The sequence below is a fragment of the Halomonas sp. GT genome, from assembly GCF_002082565.1.
In the GTDB taxonomy this organism is placed as follows: Bacteria; Pseudomonadota; Gammaproteobacteria; order Pseudomonadales; family Halomonadaceae; genus Vreelandella.
In genome coordinates this window covers 2,909,588-2,922,237 of record NZ_CP020562.1, presented here as the reverse complement: position 1 = coordinate 2,922,237, position 12,650 = coordinate 2,909,588, and the positions used below count along the sequence as shown (strand labels likewise).

Here is a 12,650-nt window from a genome sequence, read left to right as displayed (position 1 = left end):
TAGTTGAGAGTATGGACAGCGTTAGCCGCGATTGAAAGTCACTTTGTTTAGTATTTTGTTACCGAATCGCGTTATCCAACAACATAATTGTTTAATCAAAACAAAAATTTAAAGCTAAATCAGGAAATGAGGTGTAACGATGACTAATCGACTGAGCCGTTTTCGTGTACCAGAAACGCTGGATGAGCTGCCTGACGATATCCGTGATGCAATATTAAAAGTACAAAGCAAGGCGGGATTTGTGCCCAATGTGTTCTTAATGCTGGCGCACCGCCCTGAGGAGTTTCGTGCTTTCTTTGCTTATCACGATGCTTTGATGGAGCGTGAATCTGACACGCTGACTAAAGCTGAGAAAGAAATGATTGTTGTGGCCACCAGTGCTCGCAATCGTTGCCTCTATTGTGTTGTTGCCCATGGCGCGTTATTGAGAATTTATAGTAAAGACCCTTTAGTCGCTGACAATGTCGCTATCAATCATCTGACGGCAGGGCTGAGCGAACGCCATCGTATAATGCTGGATTTTGCATTGCACTGTGGGATTGAGATTGGTGAGTTTTCTACTATGTGGCAAACAACATTAGAGCAAGCAGGTTTTACGCTAGAGGATTGTTGGGATATTGGCGCCATTGCTGCTTTTTTCGGTATGTCGAATCGGTTAGTTACAATGGCGGGTACGCCCCCCAACGAGGAGTTTTATTTGATGGGACGCCTGCCACGCTAGTAGGGAAAAGACGCACACCTAGGCGTTACTCGCCGACATATTTTACTAACGCCCAGCCTTTACTAACGAGTCGCTTTCGCCGAGGATAGCGTCTCCATTCACTGTCGCCAGGGGAGCCCGCACCTGTTGGGCTGAGAATGCGCACTGCGCAGACCCTGGAACCTGATCCGGTTCATACCGGCGGAGGAAGTGCGACATGCCTTACCTAACGTCAGCCGTACTTGGTGCGGCGCTACTCTGTTTCGCTTTTCTGGGCCTGCGTGCACGCCATGTGCAAGGGTCGCTTGATGACTATGTTACGGCACGAAACTCACAAACTGCGTCCACATTGGGGTTCTCTTTTCTAGCATCGGGAATGGGTGCCTGGATTCTATTTGCGCCGCCTGAAATTGGTGCCTTTGTTGGTCCGTTAGCGTTGGCAGGATATGCCATTGGCTCTGCGCTGCCGTTTATCGTGTTGGGGTTGTACGGGCCAAAAATTCGTCGCGCATTGCCGGAAGGCAGAAGCATCGCCGAATTTGCCCACGCTTGTTACGGTAAAGGTGTGCGCCATTGGGTGTTACTAGTGTCCGTGGCCTATATGGGCTGTTTTTTAGCAGCGGAGCTGACAGCGATAGGTGCTATTACCGCGCTGCTTTCAGATGTACCTCCCGCACTGGTGATTATTGGCGTTGCGCTCACTACCTTGGTGTATACGGTGATTGGTGGATTGCGTGCAAGCCTCGCAACTGATCGTTGGCAGGCATGGCTTTTGCTGGCCCTGTTATTAGCCGTGGGTAGCGTTGCGATTTGGCGGTTACCAACCATGCCGAATGACGCAGTCATGCCCTCTATTCCTATCGCAAGTGCGCTTAGTGTTGCTCTAACGCTCGTGATTGCGGTAACCGCCGCCAATCTTTTTCACCAAGGCTATTGGCAGCGTGTATGGGCTGCCCAGGATGATCAGAGTTTAGGTCGAGGCGCTTGGCTAGGCGGTGGTTTGACCGTGCTTGTTGTGATGGTAATTGGTGGTGTCGGTATAATGGCCGCCATGAGCGGTGTTTCGCTAGGAGAACCACCTATTCCTTTCTTTGCGTTGTTAACAGATGCGCCTGCCTGGGTGGCATTACCTGCATTAGTCTTGGCAGTCACGCTAGTGACCTCAAGTGTCGATACGCTGCAAAACGGTATAGCGTCCCTGATAGTTGGGCGTGGCGGTGAACAACATGCAGCATCTTTAACTACCGCACGTTGGATAACGGTCGCAATGATGGTGCCGGTGGTATTTATTGCACTGCAAGGACTGTCAGTGCTGCGACTCTTTTTGATAGCTGACCTACTTTGCGCTGCCATCGTGGTGCCTGTGCTGCTCGGCCTGTGGCAACGTATGACACCAGTGGCGGCGATTGGTGGCGGTATCGCTGGATTGGTAGGGGCAATACTGCCGGGATGGCTAAGCCAGGGAAGCATCGCAGCTGGCATCATGGCGGCTACCTTTCCAGGCAGTATTCCAACGTTAGGGCCTTTTTTAGGGGCATTGCTGGCGTCTATAGTCGTCAGCATGACACTGGCATACTTGCCTAATCGTCAAAACGTTAGGACGTAACGTTAAGCCGTGAGCCAACTTAACAGGGACGATCATGATTCGCAGCCTACTAACGACGTCAGACGGTGATGTGCGCGAAGGCGATGAACGCCTAGTAGATGACTGGCAAGCAATGCCCGGCAGCCACCTATGGATAGACATGAAAGGTGAGCCTGAGGAGCGTGAGCGCCAGCTATTGGAGCGTTTTGATTGCCACCCAATGGCAATTCAAGATGCTCACAAGGAGCGACATCCGCCTAAAATTGAAGAGTTTGAGCACCACACGTTGATTATTTACCGAGGTATTTCATCGTTTGATGCTCAGCTAAACTTCGTGCCTCAGCAGGTGTGTTTCTTCATTGGAGAGCGTTTTCTAATCACGCTGCACGCCGGTGAGGCGCTTAGTATTGAACGGCTCTTTAATGAGCACGGTAAAACCCTGCTGGCGCTATCTCCCGAGCATGTCGCGCTGAAAATTATGTATATCTCGGCAGGCTTCTATATCGATAGCTTACTGGAATTTGAGAGTGAGCTAAGCGATATAGAAGATGAGCTTTTGGAAGATGGTAACGATGTGCTGATGCGTAAAATTACCGCCTATCGTTCACGATTGGTAAAGATGCGCCGTATTTTTAGCTACCACAAAGGCATTACCCAAGAGCTTACTGCCTATGACTATGCCCATCTGCCTCGCGGAGAAAGTGAAACGCTGCATGCCATCACGGATGTAGAGGAGCGTTTTGAGCGCCTATATACACTGACTCAAATGTATTACGACATTTGCGGCGATCTCATTGATGGTTACATTTCTATTTCCTCTCACCAGCTAAATATCACCATGCGTGTATTGACGGTAATTACCGCCATATTTGTGCCACTGACGTTTATTGCCGGTATTTATGGGATGAACTTTGAGTATATGCCAGAGCTGCGCTATCAGTACGGATACTTTTTTGTTTGGGGAGCCATGCTGGGTATCGGTGGGTGTTTAATTTGGTTATTTAAACGTAAAAATTGGTTTTAAACTGAGCCAGATGGTCGCTGGCGGCGAAAAGTTGATAGTTCGCCATGTGGTTTGAACGTTAGTGTGGCATCCTCGCAGACGACCAATGACCTGCAAACAACCTGAGAGCCACTTTTATGACCATCATGATTATTGGCCTGCTGATTTTTCTTGGCAGCCATTCTGTGCGTATTGTTGCTGAAGACTGGCGTCAGCAACAGATTGCTAAACTCGGGGAAACTACCTGGAAGCTAGCGTATTCCGTAGTATCCGTGATTGGACTGGCAATCGCTATTTACGGTTTTGGCCAAATGCGGCTAGATCCTATCTACATTTGGTTTCCTCCTATGGGCTTACGCCATGCGGTAGCACTGCTGATGGTGCCTGCCTTTATTATGCTGGTGGCAGCCTACGTGCCGCACAATGCTATCAAAGCGAAGCTTGGTCATCCGATGATGTTGGCCGTTAAAATTTGGGCCTTTTCACACTTGCTTGCCAATGGACGACTAGGCGATATCATCTTTTTCGCAGCATTTTTGGTGTGGGCTATTCTGGCATTTAAGGCAGCCAAAAAGCGTGATCGCCTGCAGCCCGTTAACCCAGTGCCAACCTCAGTTTCCGCAACAATAGCCACCGTCGTTATTGGCTTGATAACGTATGTTTTATTCGCACTTTATCTGCACACATTAGTAATTGGTGTACCTGTTTTTAGCTAGTAATTATTAATAAAAATTAACGGCGTCAATGGTTTATATCCGTTGACGCCGTTTTTGTTTTTAACTCTTTAGTAATGGCAAAAGTTTGTTATTGTCAGACAGGTTCATTCAATGTTTTAAACAGGAGATTATTTATGGTCGACGCTGCGCCTCAAGTACCGAAGACGATGTCTGCTATGTTATTAACTGGCCACGGTGGTGTAGATAAGCTGCAGTATCGGCAGGATGTCATTACCCCTAAGCCAGGGCCGGGGCAAGTGCTAGTTCAGGTAACGGCAACGGCCAAAAATAATACTGACCGAAAAGCGCGTGAAGGACTTTACCCTACGAAAGGGAAAGAAGAGGTCACATCGTTTGCGATGGGAGGCTCGCCCACACTGACGTTTCCTCGTATCCAAGGGGCAGATATTGCTGGCCGCGTGGCGGCGGTAGGCGAGGGCGTGGATGCTTCTCGTATTGGAGAGCGGGGCTTGCTTGACTTTAATATTTACGCTGATGAGCGCCGCGATATCAATTTAACGCCAGATTATTACGGCCACGGAGCTGATGGCGGCTACGCTGACTTTGTCGTAGTGCCTGCTGATCAGTTCCATCATGTTTCCAACCCTGAGCTGCACGATGCAGAGCTTGCTGCGATGGGTATGTGCTCATATCAGACGGCTTATCACATGATGACGTCTGCCAGCGTAAGTGCGGGTGAGCGTGTGTTAGTGACAGGCGCCAGTGGCGGTGTTGGAACGGCGTTAATTCAGCTGTGCCGGATCGTTGGCGCTATTCCTTACGCTGTCAGCCAGCCGGACAAAGCCGATGCGCTTCTGGCGTTAGGTGCTGAGGCAGTCATCGATCGAGGTGATTTATCGACGTTTGTTGAGCGTGTATTGGCGACCACGGAGGGTAAGGCAATTGATGCAGTGATGGACTTAGTCGGCGGGCAGATGACCGATTTGTTTATCGATACCATGATTGTCGATATGCAGAGCCGTAGCAGTTATCCGCGGCTTTCCATTGCAGGTGCAAGTGGCGGCAATATCAGCGAGATTATGTGGACTCGAGTCTACCTGTACCAAGTGCAGATTTTTGGTGTTTCTCACGGCACTCGCGAAGAGGCAGAACAACTGATTGAGTGGATTCGCAGCGGGGCGCTGAAACCAGTGCTGCATGCTGCCTTTAAACTATCAGATCTACATAACGCTGAGCGCTACTTTGTGAATCGTGGCAGTAACTACTTGGGAAAAATAGTTATTGTTCCTGACGCGCAGTGGGAAACCCATGGTGCGCCGTTTGCCCTCACCACTGCCTAGGAGCAATGTTAATGAAGAATCTGCATACGATTCAACTGATGGATACTCATGCCGGTGGTGATGTTAGCCGTATTGTTACTGGAGGTATCGACGTGCTTCCTGGTGCCACGGTACGCCAACAAATGGAATTTCTGCGTGATGATGCCGATGGTTTGCGGCGGCTTCTACTAGAAGAGCCGTATGGTATTCCGGAGATGTCGGTAGACCTGTTGGTGCCTTCCTCGCACCCTGACGCCGTCGCGGGCTATATCATTATGGAAGTCATGGGCTACCCGATTTATTCGGGTTCTAACACGCTGTGTACAGCCACTGCTGTGTTGGAAAGCGGTCTTGTCCCCAAGCAAGAGGGGATTCAACGCTTTAAACTGGAGGCACCCGCAGGCTTGGTGCAAATTGAAGCAAGGGTGAGCAATGGGGTAGTGGAGTCCGTTACCTGTGAAGGTTTGCCAAGCTATATCGACACCTATCGCGACACGATTCAAGTACCTGAAATAGGGACAGTTACCTACTCAGTCGCTTACAGCGGTGGCTTTTATGCGTTGGTAGATGCCGAAGAACTGGGTTTTAAGCTCGTGCGAAATGAAGAGCCAGCGCTTGCCGCTTGCGCTTATAAAATTGTTGAGGCGATACAAGCGCAGCGCGGCTTTTCTCATTACACCCTGGGAGATGTAGGGCCATTGCCGTTTTTACATTTTATGGGGCCGGAAGAGAAAGTGGCAGAAGGCTATATTCGCTCGCGTTCAACAACGTATGTACACCCTGGGGTTATTTGTCGTAGCACCACAGGCACGGGCACCTCAGCGCGGTTGGCGCTGATGAATTATGAAGGCCGGCTGACAATCGGTGATAAGTTAGAAACCGTATCACTACGTGAAACAGGGTTTATCGGCACCTTCACTGGCACACATCAAGAAGGCGCTTATCAAGTGGTGGAGAACACCACGACTGGACGTAGCTATGTATTGGCAGAATCAAAAATCGTGATTAACTGCGATGATCCAATGGTGGCGTGTGGCGAACTTCATCACATTCTGGGTGACCGGCATACAGAAGAGGACTAGTGCTCTTCAGGGCGTAATGTATCGACATAGCCTGTTTGCTCAAGTCGCTCCCATACCGGGGCCTTCTCGGCCTCGGTCATGCTCCCCCAGCAGGCAATCTCATCTAGCGTGCGACCGCAGCCTTGGCATAATGAATAAGTGGAATCAATGCTGCACACCTGAATACAGGGCGTCAGTGGGCGAATAACGCAGAGTGTAGTGGGGGAGTCGCTGGACATGATGGCTAAGCTCAATGCAGTAGTGAGAAAACGGCGCTAGGTGAGCATTACTTACTCTGTTCACCTCTTATGGACAGTGCGCAGCTTAAATTCAGTTCACGTCTTATGAGAGTGGCACTTTACCACGCAGCGACTTCGTTTTGCCTTTACGAGTTTTGTGATCCACGCGGCGTCGCTGTGAGCCTTTGGTGGGCTTAGTTGGACGCCGTGTTTTCTGCTGCTTGCCTGCACTTTGAATCAGTGCTTTTAAGCGTGCAAGCGCATCCTCTTTATTCAATTCCAGGGTGCGATAACTCTGCGCTTTGATAATCACCACGCCCTCTTTACTGATTCGCTGATCAGACAGAGCCATTAGTCGCTCTTTGTAAATTGGCGGTAGCGTAGAGCTTTGAATATCGAAACGTAAATGCACCGCAGAGGCGACTTTATTGACGTTTTGGCCGCCCGAGCCTTGAGCTCTGATCTGACTAATATCGATTTCCCAGTCCGCTATCGTCACGTTATTTGAGATAGTGAGCATTCAGTTCCTTTATGTCGCGTGTGGCTCGTAAGGCTAGTACACTTCCCCCAAAGGAGCCGATTAGAGGCGGGTGACCTATTATCTTTCATCGTCGCCGAATTTACATGTAGTAGCGGCTTACTACCCGCTGCATAACCGTGCTTGCTACTCTCATTGAACACGCCATGCGCGTGCTTTGCGCCTCGATCAATAACGACAAGGAGAAGTGAGATGAGCAACAAGCGAATTTTAATGATTACCGGTGATTTCACTGAAGATTACGAAACAATGGTGCCTTTCCAGGCGCTAATGGCGGTTGGGCATCAAGTCGACGCGGTGTGTCCCGACAAAGTAGCCGGTGATACCGTGGCAACGGCAATTCATGATTTTGAAGGTGACCAAACGTACACTGAAAAGCCCGGCCATCGTTTCGCTCTGAATGCCGATTTTGCCAAAGTTAACCCCGCAGACTACGACGCCTTGGTGGTTCCTGGTGGTCGTGCACCAGAATATCTGCGTTTAAATCAAGACGTACTGGCGATGGTGAAGCACTTTTTTGAAGCCCAGAAGCCTGTCGCTGCTATCTGTCATGGCGCCCAGTTGCTGGCAGCAGCGAAGGTTCTAGAAGGCAAGCAGTGTTCCGCTTATCCGGCTTGCCAGCCAGAAGTGGAACTTGCTGGTGGCCACTTTGCAAACCTGGAGGTCACCGATGCAGTGACGGATGGCAACTTGGTCACTGCACCTGCATGGCCTGCACACCCTGCTTGGCTTGCTCAATTTATGGCGCTATTGGATAAGTAGTACTAATGATAAGTAGTACTAATAGGCGACCCCTTTCGCGCCCAGCGATATTGAGTTCAACGCGGTTGGGCGCGTTTTCTGTTAGCCGCTATGCTGAAGAGCAGGCAATTTACTCGATAGCAGAGCTTGTAGCAGAGAGCTTGATAGCAGAGAGAGCATAGCGATGTGCAAACTGTTTATTGATGCAGACCCTGAGCTATGGCGCAGCGCCACACACTCACTGCGCATTGATGGCATGGTGACTAGCGTTCGCATGGAAAACTACTTCTGGCACCTCCTGGAAGAGATGGCTCAACGAGATGGGATGAACACGGCTCAACTCATCACGCGGCTCTATCATGAGTCGATTGATGCTGGCCACGATCTTGGAAATTTCACCTCATTTTTGCGTGTCTGCGCGCTGCGCTACCAAGCGCTACAACTTAGTGGTGATATTCCAAAAAATGTAGAGGTAGCCATTGGCTCGTTAGACGCGCAGCAAATTCTGAGCAGAGAAGCGGCCACGCGTACTAACCAAATGCACTGAAAGAAATGCACTGAAAGAAATGCACTGAAATTGGTTTGCTACCGTTACACCAGTCGACATATGAAAGCCGCATCGGATAAGACCATTATTCTAACCGCTTACCCAGATTATTCAGGAAGGTCTCGATACGCAGCGCGTTGGTGCCGACATCGCTGGCTCCCAGTCGGGATGCTGAGCGCATGTCCACCTGCACGCCATTTTGTTGTTCAGTGAGACGAATGATGATGTCATCTTCAAAGCCAAACCAGCGGGTTGTTGCGGTCGCTTCGATAGTACTGTCTGTTATCGCGGCGATCTGCCAGCCGGACGCTTCTACTTCAGCCTGAGCTGCCGCAAGAACGGTCGCTTTAGGCGCAGTTACCTGTAAAGACTGTACATTAGGATAAGCATTTTGTTGCTGGCGCGCGGTGGCTTCGCCAGGGTAATCAACCGCATTAGGCGCTGCCTCGCGAGCGTCTCTTAACGCGACAAAGTCGGGTGGGTTTTGCGTGTCGGTGGTAATGTCATGAATGGCCGGTGCCTGCTGTGCGCGTTGCCATTGCTGCCAAGGCATATATAGCAAAGCAGCGGTTGCAACAATAACGAAGATAGCCACTATGCCAGCGCCCAGGCGGCGGGCAAGGGCGCTGATGAGCAACAGCAAGATGCTGACTGCCACGGCTACGGTTGCTGCATAGACACCATTACGCATCAGGTTGAAGGCGTCGCCCAGGCCAATTAACTCCCAGCGATAGGCTGGCCCAGCACCAGCCATTAATAGGGCTGATGCGATTAGTGCAATAACACTGAGCCAGGCCAGCAGCGTTGGCCAAACGCCTCCTCTACGCGAACGTGCTGAGCGCTCCTTTGCCATATGTCTTCCCTCATGATTAATACGATGTTGACTTACTTAGCATAGGTTGCGGCAGTCTATCTGTCTTCGTTAGACGAGTGGGCTAAGACACCCTACTATTCTGCTGTTATCAGTAGCGCAAGTAGTCGCTGTGATGCAAATAGACGTACGTTTTACGACTCGAGCTTTTTACAATTTGAGAGATTAAGGCAAGCATGACATTAGCGACTGCATTAGCACCACCCTTGCGAGAGTTACTGGCGACGACACCGAGCAGTGCGTTACCTATAACCTACCAGCAAGCGGCGAATGCCCTAGGCCTTTCGCCACCCAGAACTATTCAGCGTATTGCACAAGCACTCGAACAGCTAATGAGAGAAGACGCCGCCGCAGGAAAGCCTTTTATTGCAACGCTTGTGATTAGCCGGAGCGGCAAAGGGCTTCCAGCGGCAGGCTTTTTTGAGCTTGCCGTGGAACTAGGACGTTTTCCTTCAGCGCCATCCCAACAAGAAGCGTTTTACTATGTCGAACGTGAGCAAGCCATTAACGAATGGTGTCGCTCTTAGTTTTAAGAAAAAGTTTTAAGAAAAAGTTTTAAAATAAAATCAGTTTTTGCGCAGCGGGGTTAGCAAGTCACTCAAACCATTGTGGTCGATTTCATGCATTAAATGCAGGAGTTGACCAATTTCTCCTTTTGGAAATCCTTCCCGAGCAAACCAGTTCAAATAAGGGCCAGGCAAATCGGCAATAAGCCAGCCTTCGTATTTGCCAAAGGGCATGGTACGCGTTACCAGCTTCTCAAGGTCTTCGGGGTTCATGAGCTAAATCTCTTTATCAATGGCAGTTGAACGTTCGCAGTTTATAGAGGCTGTGATGATTCAGCTAGAAGCTGGGCAAATGCACGGGCAGGTTCGCTTAGGTGGCCAGCAGCGCGATGCACTAACCCAATATCCCGATGAAACGTATGCTCTTCTAACGAGATGGCGCGAACTGTTTGGGGCCAGCGTTTTAGCGCTATCGGCTGTGGTACTAAAGCAACGCCCACCGCGTTACCTACCAACTTCACAATGGCTTCAAGCTCGTCCAGCTCACACACGTCGCGAACTTGGCAGTGGTTGTCCCTTAAAAAACGGTCTACTTGGCGTCCACCAAAAGAAGCGCGGTCGTAGCGAACAAAAGGGTAGTGGGCTAGCAACTGCCGCCAGCCATCATCGGGTAACGCTTGCGGGACAAGCAAGCGAAACGGCTCGTGGGCAAGGGGCGTCCAACACAGATCGCTATGCAGCGAAAAAGGTGGCCGAATAATAACAGCCATATCCAGCTCGCCTGCATCTACCTGGTTCATTAAGTCCATGGAAAGACCTGGCACGATACGGGTGCGACACTCGGAAAATTGCTGATGAAAGCGCGCTACAATATCTGGCAATACGCTACGCTGGATAGAGGCAATAGCACCAATAGAAATACGGCTGCCAAGCCCTTGGCCTGACGGTGAAGCGCCTAGCGTGGCGTATAACGCTAGTAGAGTTTGGGCCTGAAACAACGTTTCTTCGCCCCGCTGGGTAAGCACCGCAGTTCGGCCGCTGCGTTCAAATAGCACAATGCCGAGGCCCTCTTCCAGGCGCTTCATTTGAGCACTTACTGCGGCTTGGGTGAGGCCAACCTGGAGACCTGCTGCCGCAAATGTACCGTGCTGCGCCACGGCTACTAGCGTTTTAAGTTCTCGTATCATTCGTTGTTACTGTCATAAGGACTGTCATAAGAACACTCATCAAAAATATTTGTGGATGGGTCAAAAAACAATTGATTTTATTTTTGCATAGCGCGCTCTAGGATGGCTACACAGTGGCAGCGGAATGCGGCTGACCATTGCAAATAACGCAACGAATAAATGCGCTGCAACAGGAGATAACCATGAGTCTTTCCCCTTTTCATCTCGCCATCCCTGTTTACGATGTCGCCCTAGCCCGAGCATTCTATAACGATGTATTTGGCCTGGAAGAAGGGCGCTCTAGCGATCACTGGGTCGACTTTAATTTCTTCGGCCATCAGTTGGTGATTCATGAACATCCGAAAACACCCGGCCAGCAGAGTGCCCACACCAACCCAGTCGATGGTCATAATGTACCGGTGCCACACTTTGGTGTGATTCTAGAATGGGGTGAGTGGGAAGCCTTAGCCGAGCGCTTAAAAACGCGGAATACCGATTTCGTGATTGCGCCATACATTCGCTTTAAAGGCGAAGTAGGGGAGCAAGCCACCATGTTCTTACTCGACCCCTGTGGTAATGCGTTGGAGTTTAAAGCGTTTAAAGATCAGGGCCAGATTTTTGCCAAGTAAACGTGTTCTGGGAAAATATCTAAACTAGGGAATGTTAGCGGGTATGGTTAGGCACGCAGGGCCTGCTCCTGGCGCTTATGCTGCAGCGGTGATGCTCCAAAGTAGCGCTTATAGTCTCTGCTAAATTGAGGCACGCTGCGATAACCGACCGCTTGTGCCGCTTGGTTCACATTGTGGCTATCCTGCAACAACAGTTGCTGCGCCTTAAGTAGGCGCAGTCTTTTTAAATACTGCGCGGGTGACGAACGTGTAATCTGCTTAAAGTGCTGGTGAAACGTCGATATGCTCATATTGGCCTGCTGGGCTAACTGGTCGACGGTAAAGTCCTCAGCAAAATGGACATGCAACTGCGATAGCACCTGCACAATACGTGAATAGTGACCGTGGCCTTTAACCAGTGCGCGTAAGGCGCGGCCTTGCTCGCCTTTTAACGCTTCAAACACCACCTCTCGTATCCTAGCTTCGCCCATGGCAATGCACTCGATTTCATCGTGTAATGCATTTGCCAAGCGCAACACCGCGGCTTGCATGCCGTCATTCATTGCCACTGACGCCATCGGCTTAGGAGCCAGGTGTGAATGGCTCATATCGCCCATAGCGGTGACCATCTCACTCAGTAACGCTGGGTCTAGCTTCACCGATATACCTAGCAAAGGTGCCTCCGGCGAGCCGTGAGTTTCACACTCAAAGGGTAGCGGCAGGGTTTGTACGAGATAGTGGCCAGGATTGTAATGAATCTCACGATCGCCTAAATAGCCTATTTTGCGACCTTGGGCGATGATGATAAGACTAGGTTCGTACATCAACGGGGTTCGTTCTTGACGCCGCCCAAGGCAAAGTAGCCCCACTCTGGGCAACCGAGACACACTTAGCCCATCCCCCGTTACTAGCGGTGAGATCAAATCAGCGAGTGCGTTGCCGACGAGTTCTGTGTTGGCCACCATAGAAACTCCTAACCTGAGTGTACATTAGAGCTAAACGACAATTATGATGTTTTTTTGAGGTTTTTTGTTATTTTGTTGCGTGCTGATGGAGGAATGAGCAAAAAATACGTAGCTTCGTTCATCG

At 50.3% G+C, this 12,650-nt stretch carries 16 protein-coding genes and 1 riboswitch; of the genes, 10 read left to right on the top strand and 6 right to left on the bottom strand.

Translation table 11 applies throughout. The features are described from left to right. The first annotated feature begins 139 nt into the window (after nucleotides 1–139). The 6 genes from B6A39_RS13505 (at nucleotide 140) to B6A39_RS13480 (ending at nucleotide 6,366) form a co-directional block, all read left to right on the top strand. Nucleotides 140–721 (top strand): peroxidase-related enzyme, encoded by a 582-nt coding sequence (locus B6A39_RS13505; RefSeq protein WP_083006529.1) that lies wholly within the window; start codon nucleotides 140–142, stop codon nucleotides 719–721. Between the two features lie 99 nt (nucleotides 722–820). Beyond that, a riboswitch (TPP riboswitch) is annotated at nucleotides 821–928 on the top strand. Further along, nucleotides 918–2,306, top strand: a complete 1,389-nt coding sequence (locus B6A39_RS13500) for a sodium:solute symporter (protein WP_083006527.1) — start codon at nucleotides 918–920, stop codon at nucleotides 2,304–2,306. It overlaps the preceding riboswitch by 11 nt. 34 nt (nucleotides 2,307–2,340) lie before the next feature. Next, nucleotides 2,341–3,309: a magnesium/cobalt transporter CorA gene (gene corA / locus B6A39_RS13495; protein WP_083006525.1), complete on the top strand. Its 969-nt coding sequence runs from the start codon at nucleotides 2,341–2,343 to the stop codon at nucleotides 3,307–3,309. 116 nt (nucleotides 3,310–3,425) lie between these two features. Next, nucleotides 3,426–4,004 carry an NnrU family protein gene (locus tag B6A39_RS13490; RefSeq protein ID WP_083006523.1) on the top strand — a complete coding sequence of 193 codons (579 nt, stop codon included), beginning with the start codon at nucleotides 3,426–3,428 and terminating at the stop codon, nucleotides 4,002–4,004. Between the two features lie 134 nt (nucleotides 4,005–4,138). After that, a complete protein-coding gene (locus tag B6A39_RS13485) occupies nucleotides 4,139–5,305 on the top strand; it encodes a zinc-binding dehydrogenase (protein WP_083006521.1) in 1,167 nt (388 codons plus the stop codon). 11 nt (nucleotides 5,306–5,316) lie between these two features. After that, nucleotides 5,317–6,366: a proline racemase family protein gene (locus B6A39_RS13480; protein WP_083006519.1), complete on the top strand. Its 1,050-nt coding sequence runs from the start codon at nucleotides 5,317–5,319 to the stop codon at nucleotides 6,364–6,366. Here the strand turns inward: B6A39_RS13480 and B6A39_RS13475 are convergent. Together B6A39_RS13475 and arfB are read right to left on the bottom strand one after the other, a co-directional pair. Beyond that, nucleotides 6,363–6,584: a DUF1289 domain-containing protein gene (locus tag B6A39_RS13475; RefSeq protein ID WP_083006517.1), complete on the bottom strand. Its 222-nt coding sequence runs from the start codon at nucleotides 6,582–6,584 to the stop codon at nucleotides 6,363–6,365. The genes B6A39_RS13480 and B6A39_RS13475 overlap by 4 nt on opposite strands. 103 nt (nucleotides 6,585–6,687) lie before the next feature. Continuing rightward, the gene (gene arfB / locus B6A39_RS13470) at nucleotides 6,688–7,104 is read right to left on the bottom strand and encodes an alternative ribosome rescue aminoacyl-tRNA hydrolase ArfB (RefSeq protein WP_038477244.1); all 417 of its coding nucleotides are present in this window, start codon (nucleotides 7,102–7,104) and stop codon (nucleotides 6,688–6,690) included. Nucleotides 7,105–7,314: 210 nt separating this feature from the next. Between arfB and B6A39_RS13465 the strand changes: the two genes are divergently transcribed. Next, the gene (locus tag B6A39_RS13465; protein WP_083006515.1) at nucleotides 7,315–7,884 is read left to right on the top strand and encodes a DJ-1/PfpI family protein; all 570 of its coding nucleotides are present in this window, start codon (nucleotides 7,315–7,317) and stop codon (nucleotides 7,882–7,884) included. Nucleotides 7,885–8,047: 163 nt separating this feature from the next. Continuing rightward, on the top strand, nucleotides 8,048–8,410 hold the full coding sequence (locus B6A39_RS13460) for a ribbon-helix-helix domain-containing protein (protein ID WP_083006513.1): 363 nt from the start codon (nucleotides 8,048–8,050) through the stop codon (nucleotides 8,408–8,410). Nucleotides 8,411–8,495: 85 nt separating this feature from the next. Here the strand turns inward: B6A39_RS13460 and B6A39_RS13455 are convergent, their stop codons facing one another. Further along, nucleotides 8,496–9,263: a DUF1499 domain-containing protein gene (locus B6A39_RS13455; protein WP_083006512.1), complete on the bottom strand. Its 768-nt coding sequence runs from the start codon at nucleotides 9,261–9,263 to the stop codon at nucleotides 8,496–8,498. Nucleotides 9,264–9,457: 194 nt separating this feature from the next. Here B6A39_RS13455 and B6A39_RS13450 point away from each other — a divergent pair, with 194 nt between their 5' ends. Beyond that, complete coding sequence (locus B6A39_RS13450) at nucleotides 9,458–9,808, top strand: hypothetical protein (RefSeq protein ID WP_083006510.1); 351 nt, start codon at nucleotides 9,458–9,460, stop codon at nucleotides 9,806–9,808. A gap of 39 nt (nucleotides 9,809–9,847) precedes the next feature. Here the strand turns inward: B6A39_RS13450 and B6A39_RS13445 are convergent, their stop codons facing one another. Both B6A39_RS13445 and B6A39_RS13440 read right to left on the bottom strand, forming a co-directional pair. Further along, nucleotides 9,848–10,060 (bottom strand): DUF3820 family protein, encoded by a 213-nt coding sequence (locus B6A39_RS13445; protein WP_083006508.1) that lies wholly within the window; start codon nucleotides 10,058–10,060, stop codon nucleotides 9,848–9,850. Nucleotides 10,061–10,101: 41 nt separating this feature from the next. Further along, nucleotides 10,102–10,974, bottom strand: coding sequence for a LysR family transcriptional regulator (locus tag B6A39_RS13440; protein ID WP_083006506.1), 873 nt, complete (start codon nucleotides 10,972–10,974; stop codon nucleotides 10,102–10,104). Between the two features lie 182 nt (nucleotides 10,975–11,156). On the opposite strand from B6A39_RS13440, the gene B6A39_RS13435 reads away from it, so the two are divergent. Further along, nucleotides 11,157–11,582, top strand: a complete 426-nt coding sequence (locus tag B6A39_RS13435; protein ID WP_083006505.1) for a VOC family protein — start codon at nucleotides 11,157–11,159, stop codon at nucleotides 11,580–11,582. A 47-nt stretch (nucleotides 11,583–11,629) separates the two neighbouring features. Here B6A39_RS13435 and B6A39_RS13430 read toward each other — a convergent pair whose 3' ends face one another. Beyond that, nucleotides 11,630–12,526 (bottom strand): AraC family transcriptional regulator, encoded by an 897-nt coding sequence (locus B6A39_RS13430; protein ID WP_083006503.1) that lies wholly within the window; start codon nucleotides 12,524–12,526, stop codon nucleotides 11,630–11,632. Between the last annotated feature and the right edge of the window lie 124 nt (nucleotides 12,527–12,650).

What these genes read in the sequence shown, in the direction of transcription:
- corA (WP_083006525.1), top strand. Translation starts at nt 2,341, where the DNA reads ATGATTCGCAGCCTACTAACGACGTCAGACGGTGATGTGCGCGAAGGC.
- B6A39_RS13500 (WP_083006527.1), top strand. Translation starts at nt 918, where the DNA reads ATGCCTTACCTAACGTCAGCCGTACTTGGTGCGGCGCTACTCTGTTTC.
- B6A39_RS13485 (WP_083006521.1), top strand. Translation starts at nt 4,139, where the DNA reads ATGGTCGACGCTGCGCCTCAAGTACCGAAGACGATGTCTGCTATGTTA.
- B6A39_RS13435 (WP_083006505.1), top strand. Translation starts at nt 11,157, where the DNA reads ATGAGTCTTTCCCCTTTTCATCTCGCCATCCCTGTTTACGATGTCGCC.
- arfB (WP_038477244.1), bottom strand. Translation starts at nt 7,104, where the DNA reads ATGCTCACTATCTCAAATAACGTGACGATAGCGGACTGGGAAATCGAT.
- B6A39_RS13450 (WP_083006510.1), top strand. Translation starts at nt 9,458, where the DNA reads ATGACATTAGCGACTGCATTAGCACCACCCTTGCGAGAGTTACTGGCG.
- B6A39_RS13440 (WP_083006506.1), bottom strand. Translation starts at nt 10,974, where the DNA reads ATGATACGAGAACTTAAAACGCTAGTAGCCGTGGCGCAGCACGGTACA.
- B6A39_RS13480 (WP_083006519.1), top strand. Translation starts at nt 5,317, where the DNA reads ATGAAGAATCTGCATACGATTCAACTGATGGATACTCATGCCGGTGGT.
- B6A39_RS13505 (WP_083006529.1), top strand. Translation starts at nt 140, where the DNA reads ATGACTAATCGACTGAGCCGTTTTCGTGTACCAGAAACGCTGGATGAG.
- B6A39_RS13455 (WP_083006512.1), bottom strand. Translation starts at nt 9,263, where the DNA reads ATGGCAAAGGAGCGCTCAGCACGTTCGCGTAGAGGAGGCGTTTGGCCA.
- B6A39_RS13445 (WP_083006508.1), bottom strand. Translation starts at nt 10,060, where the DNA reads ATGAACCCCGAAGACCTTGAGAAGCTGGTAACGCGTACCATGCCCTTT.
- B6A39_RS13430 (WP_083006503.1), bottom strand. Translation starts at nt 12,526, where the DNA reads ATGGTGGCCAACACAGAACTCGTCGGCAACGCACTCGCTGATTTGATC.
- B6A39_RS13460 (WP_083006513.1), top strand. Translation starts at nt 8,048, where the DNA reads ATGTGCAAACTGTTTATTGATGCAGACCCTGAGCTATGGCGCAGCGCC.
- B6A39_RS13465 (WP_083006515.1), top strand. Translation starts at nt 7,315, where the DNA reads ATGAGCAACAAGCGAATTTTAATGATTACCGGTGATTTCACTGAAGAT.
- B6A39_RS13490 (WP_083006523.1), top strand. Translation starts at nt 3,426, where the DNA reads ATGACCATCATGATTATTGGCCTGCTGATTTTTCTTGGCAGCCATTCT.
- B6A39_RS13475 (WP_083006517.1), bottom strand. Translation starts at nt 6,584, where the DNA reads ATGTCCAGCGACTCCCCCACTACACTCTGCGTTATTCGCCCACTGACG.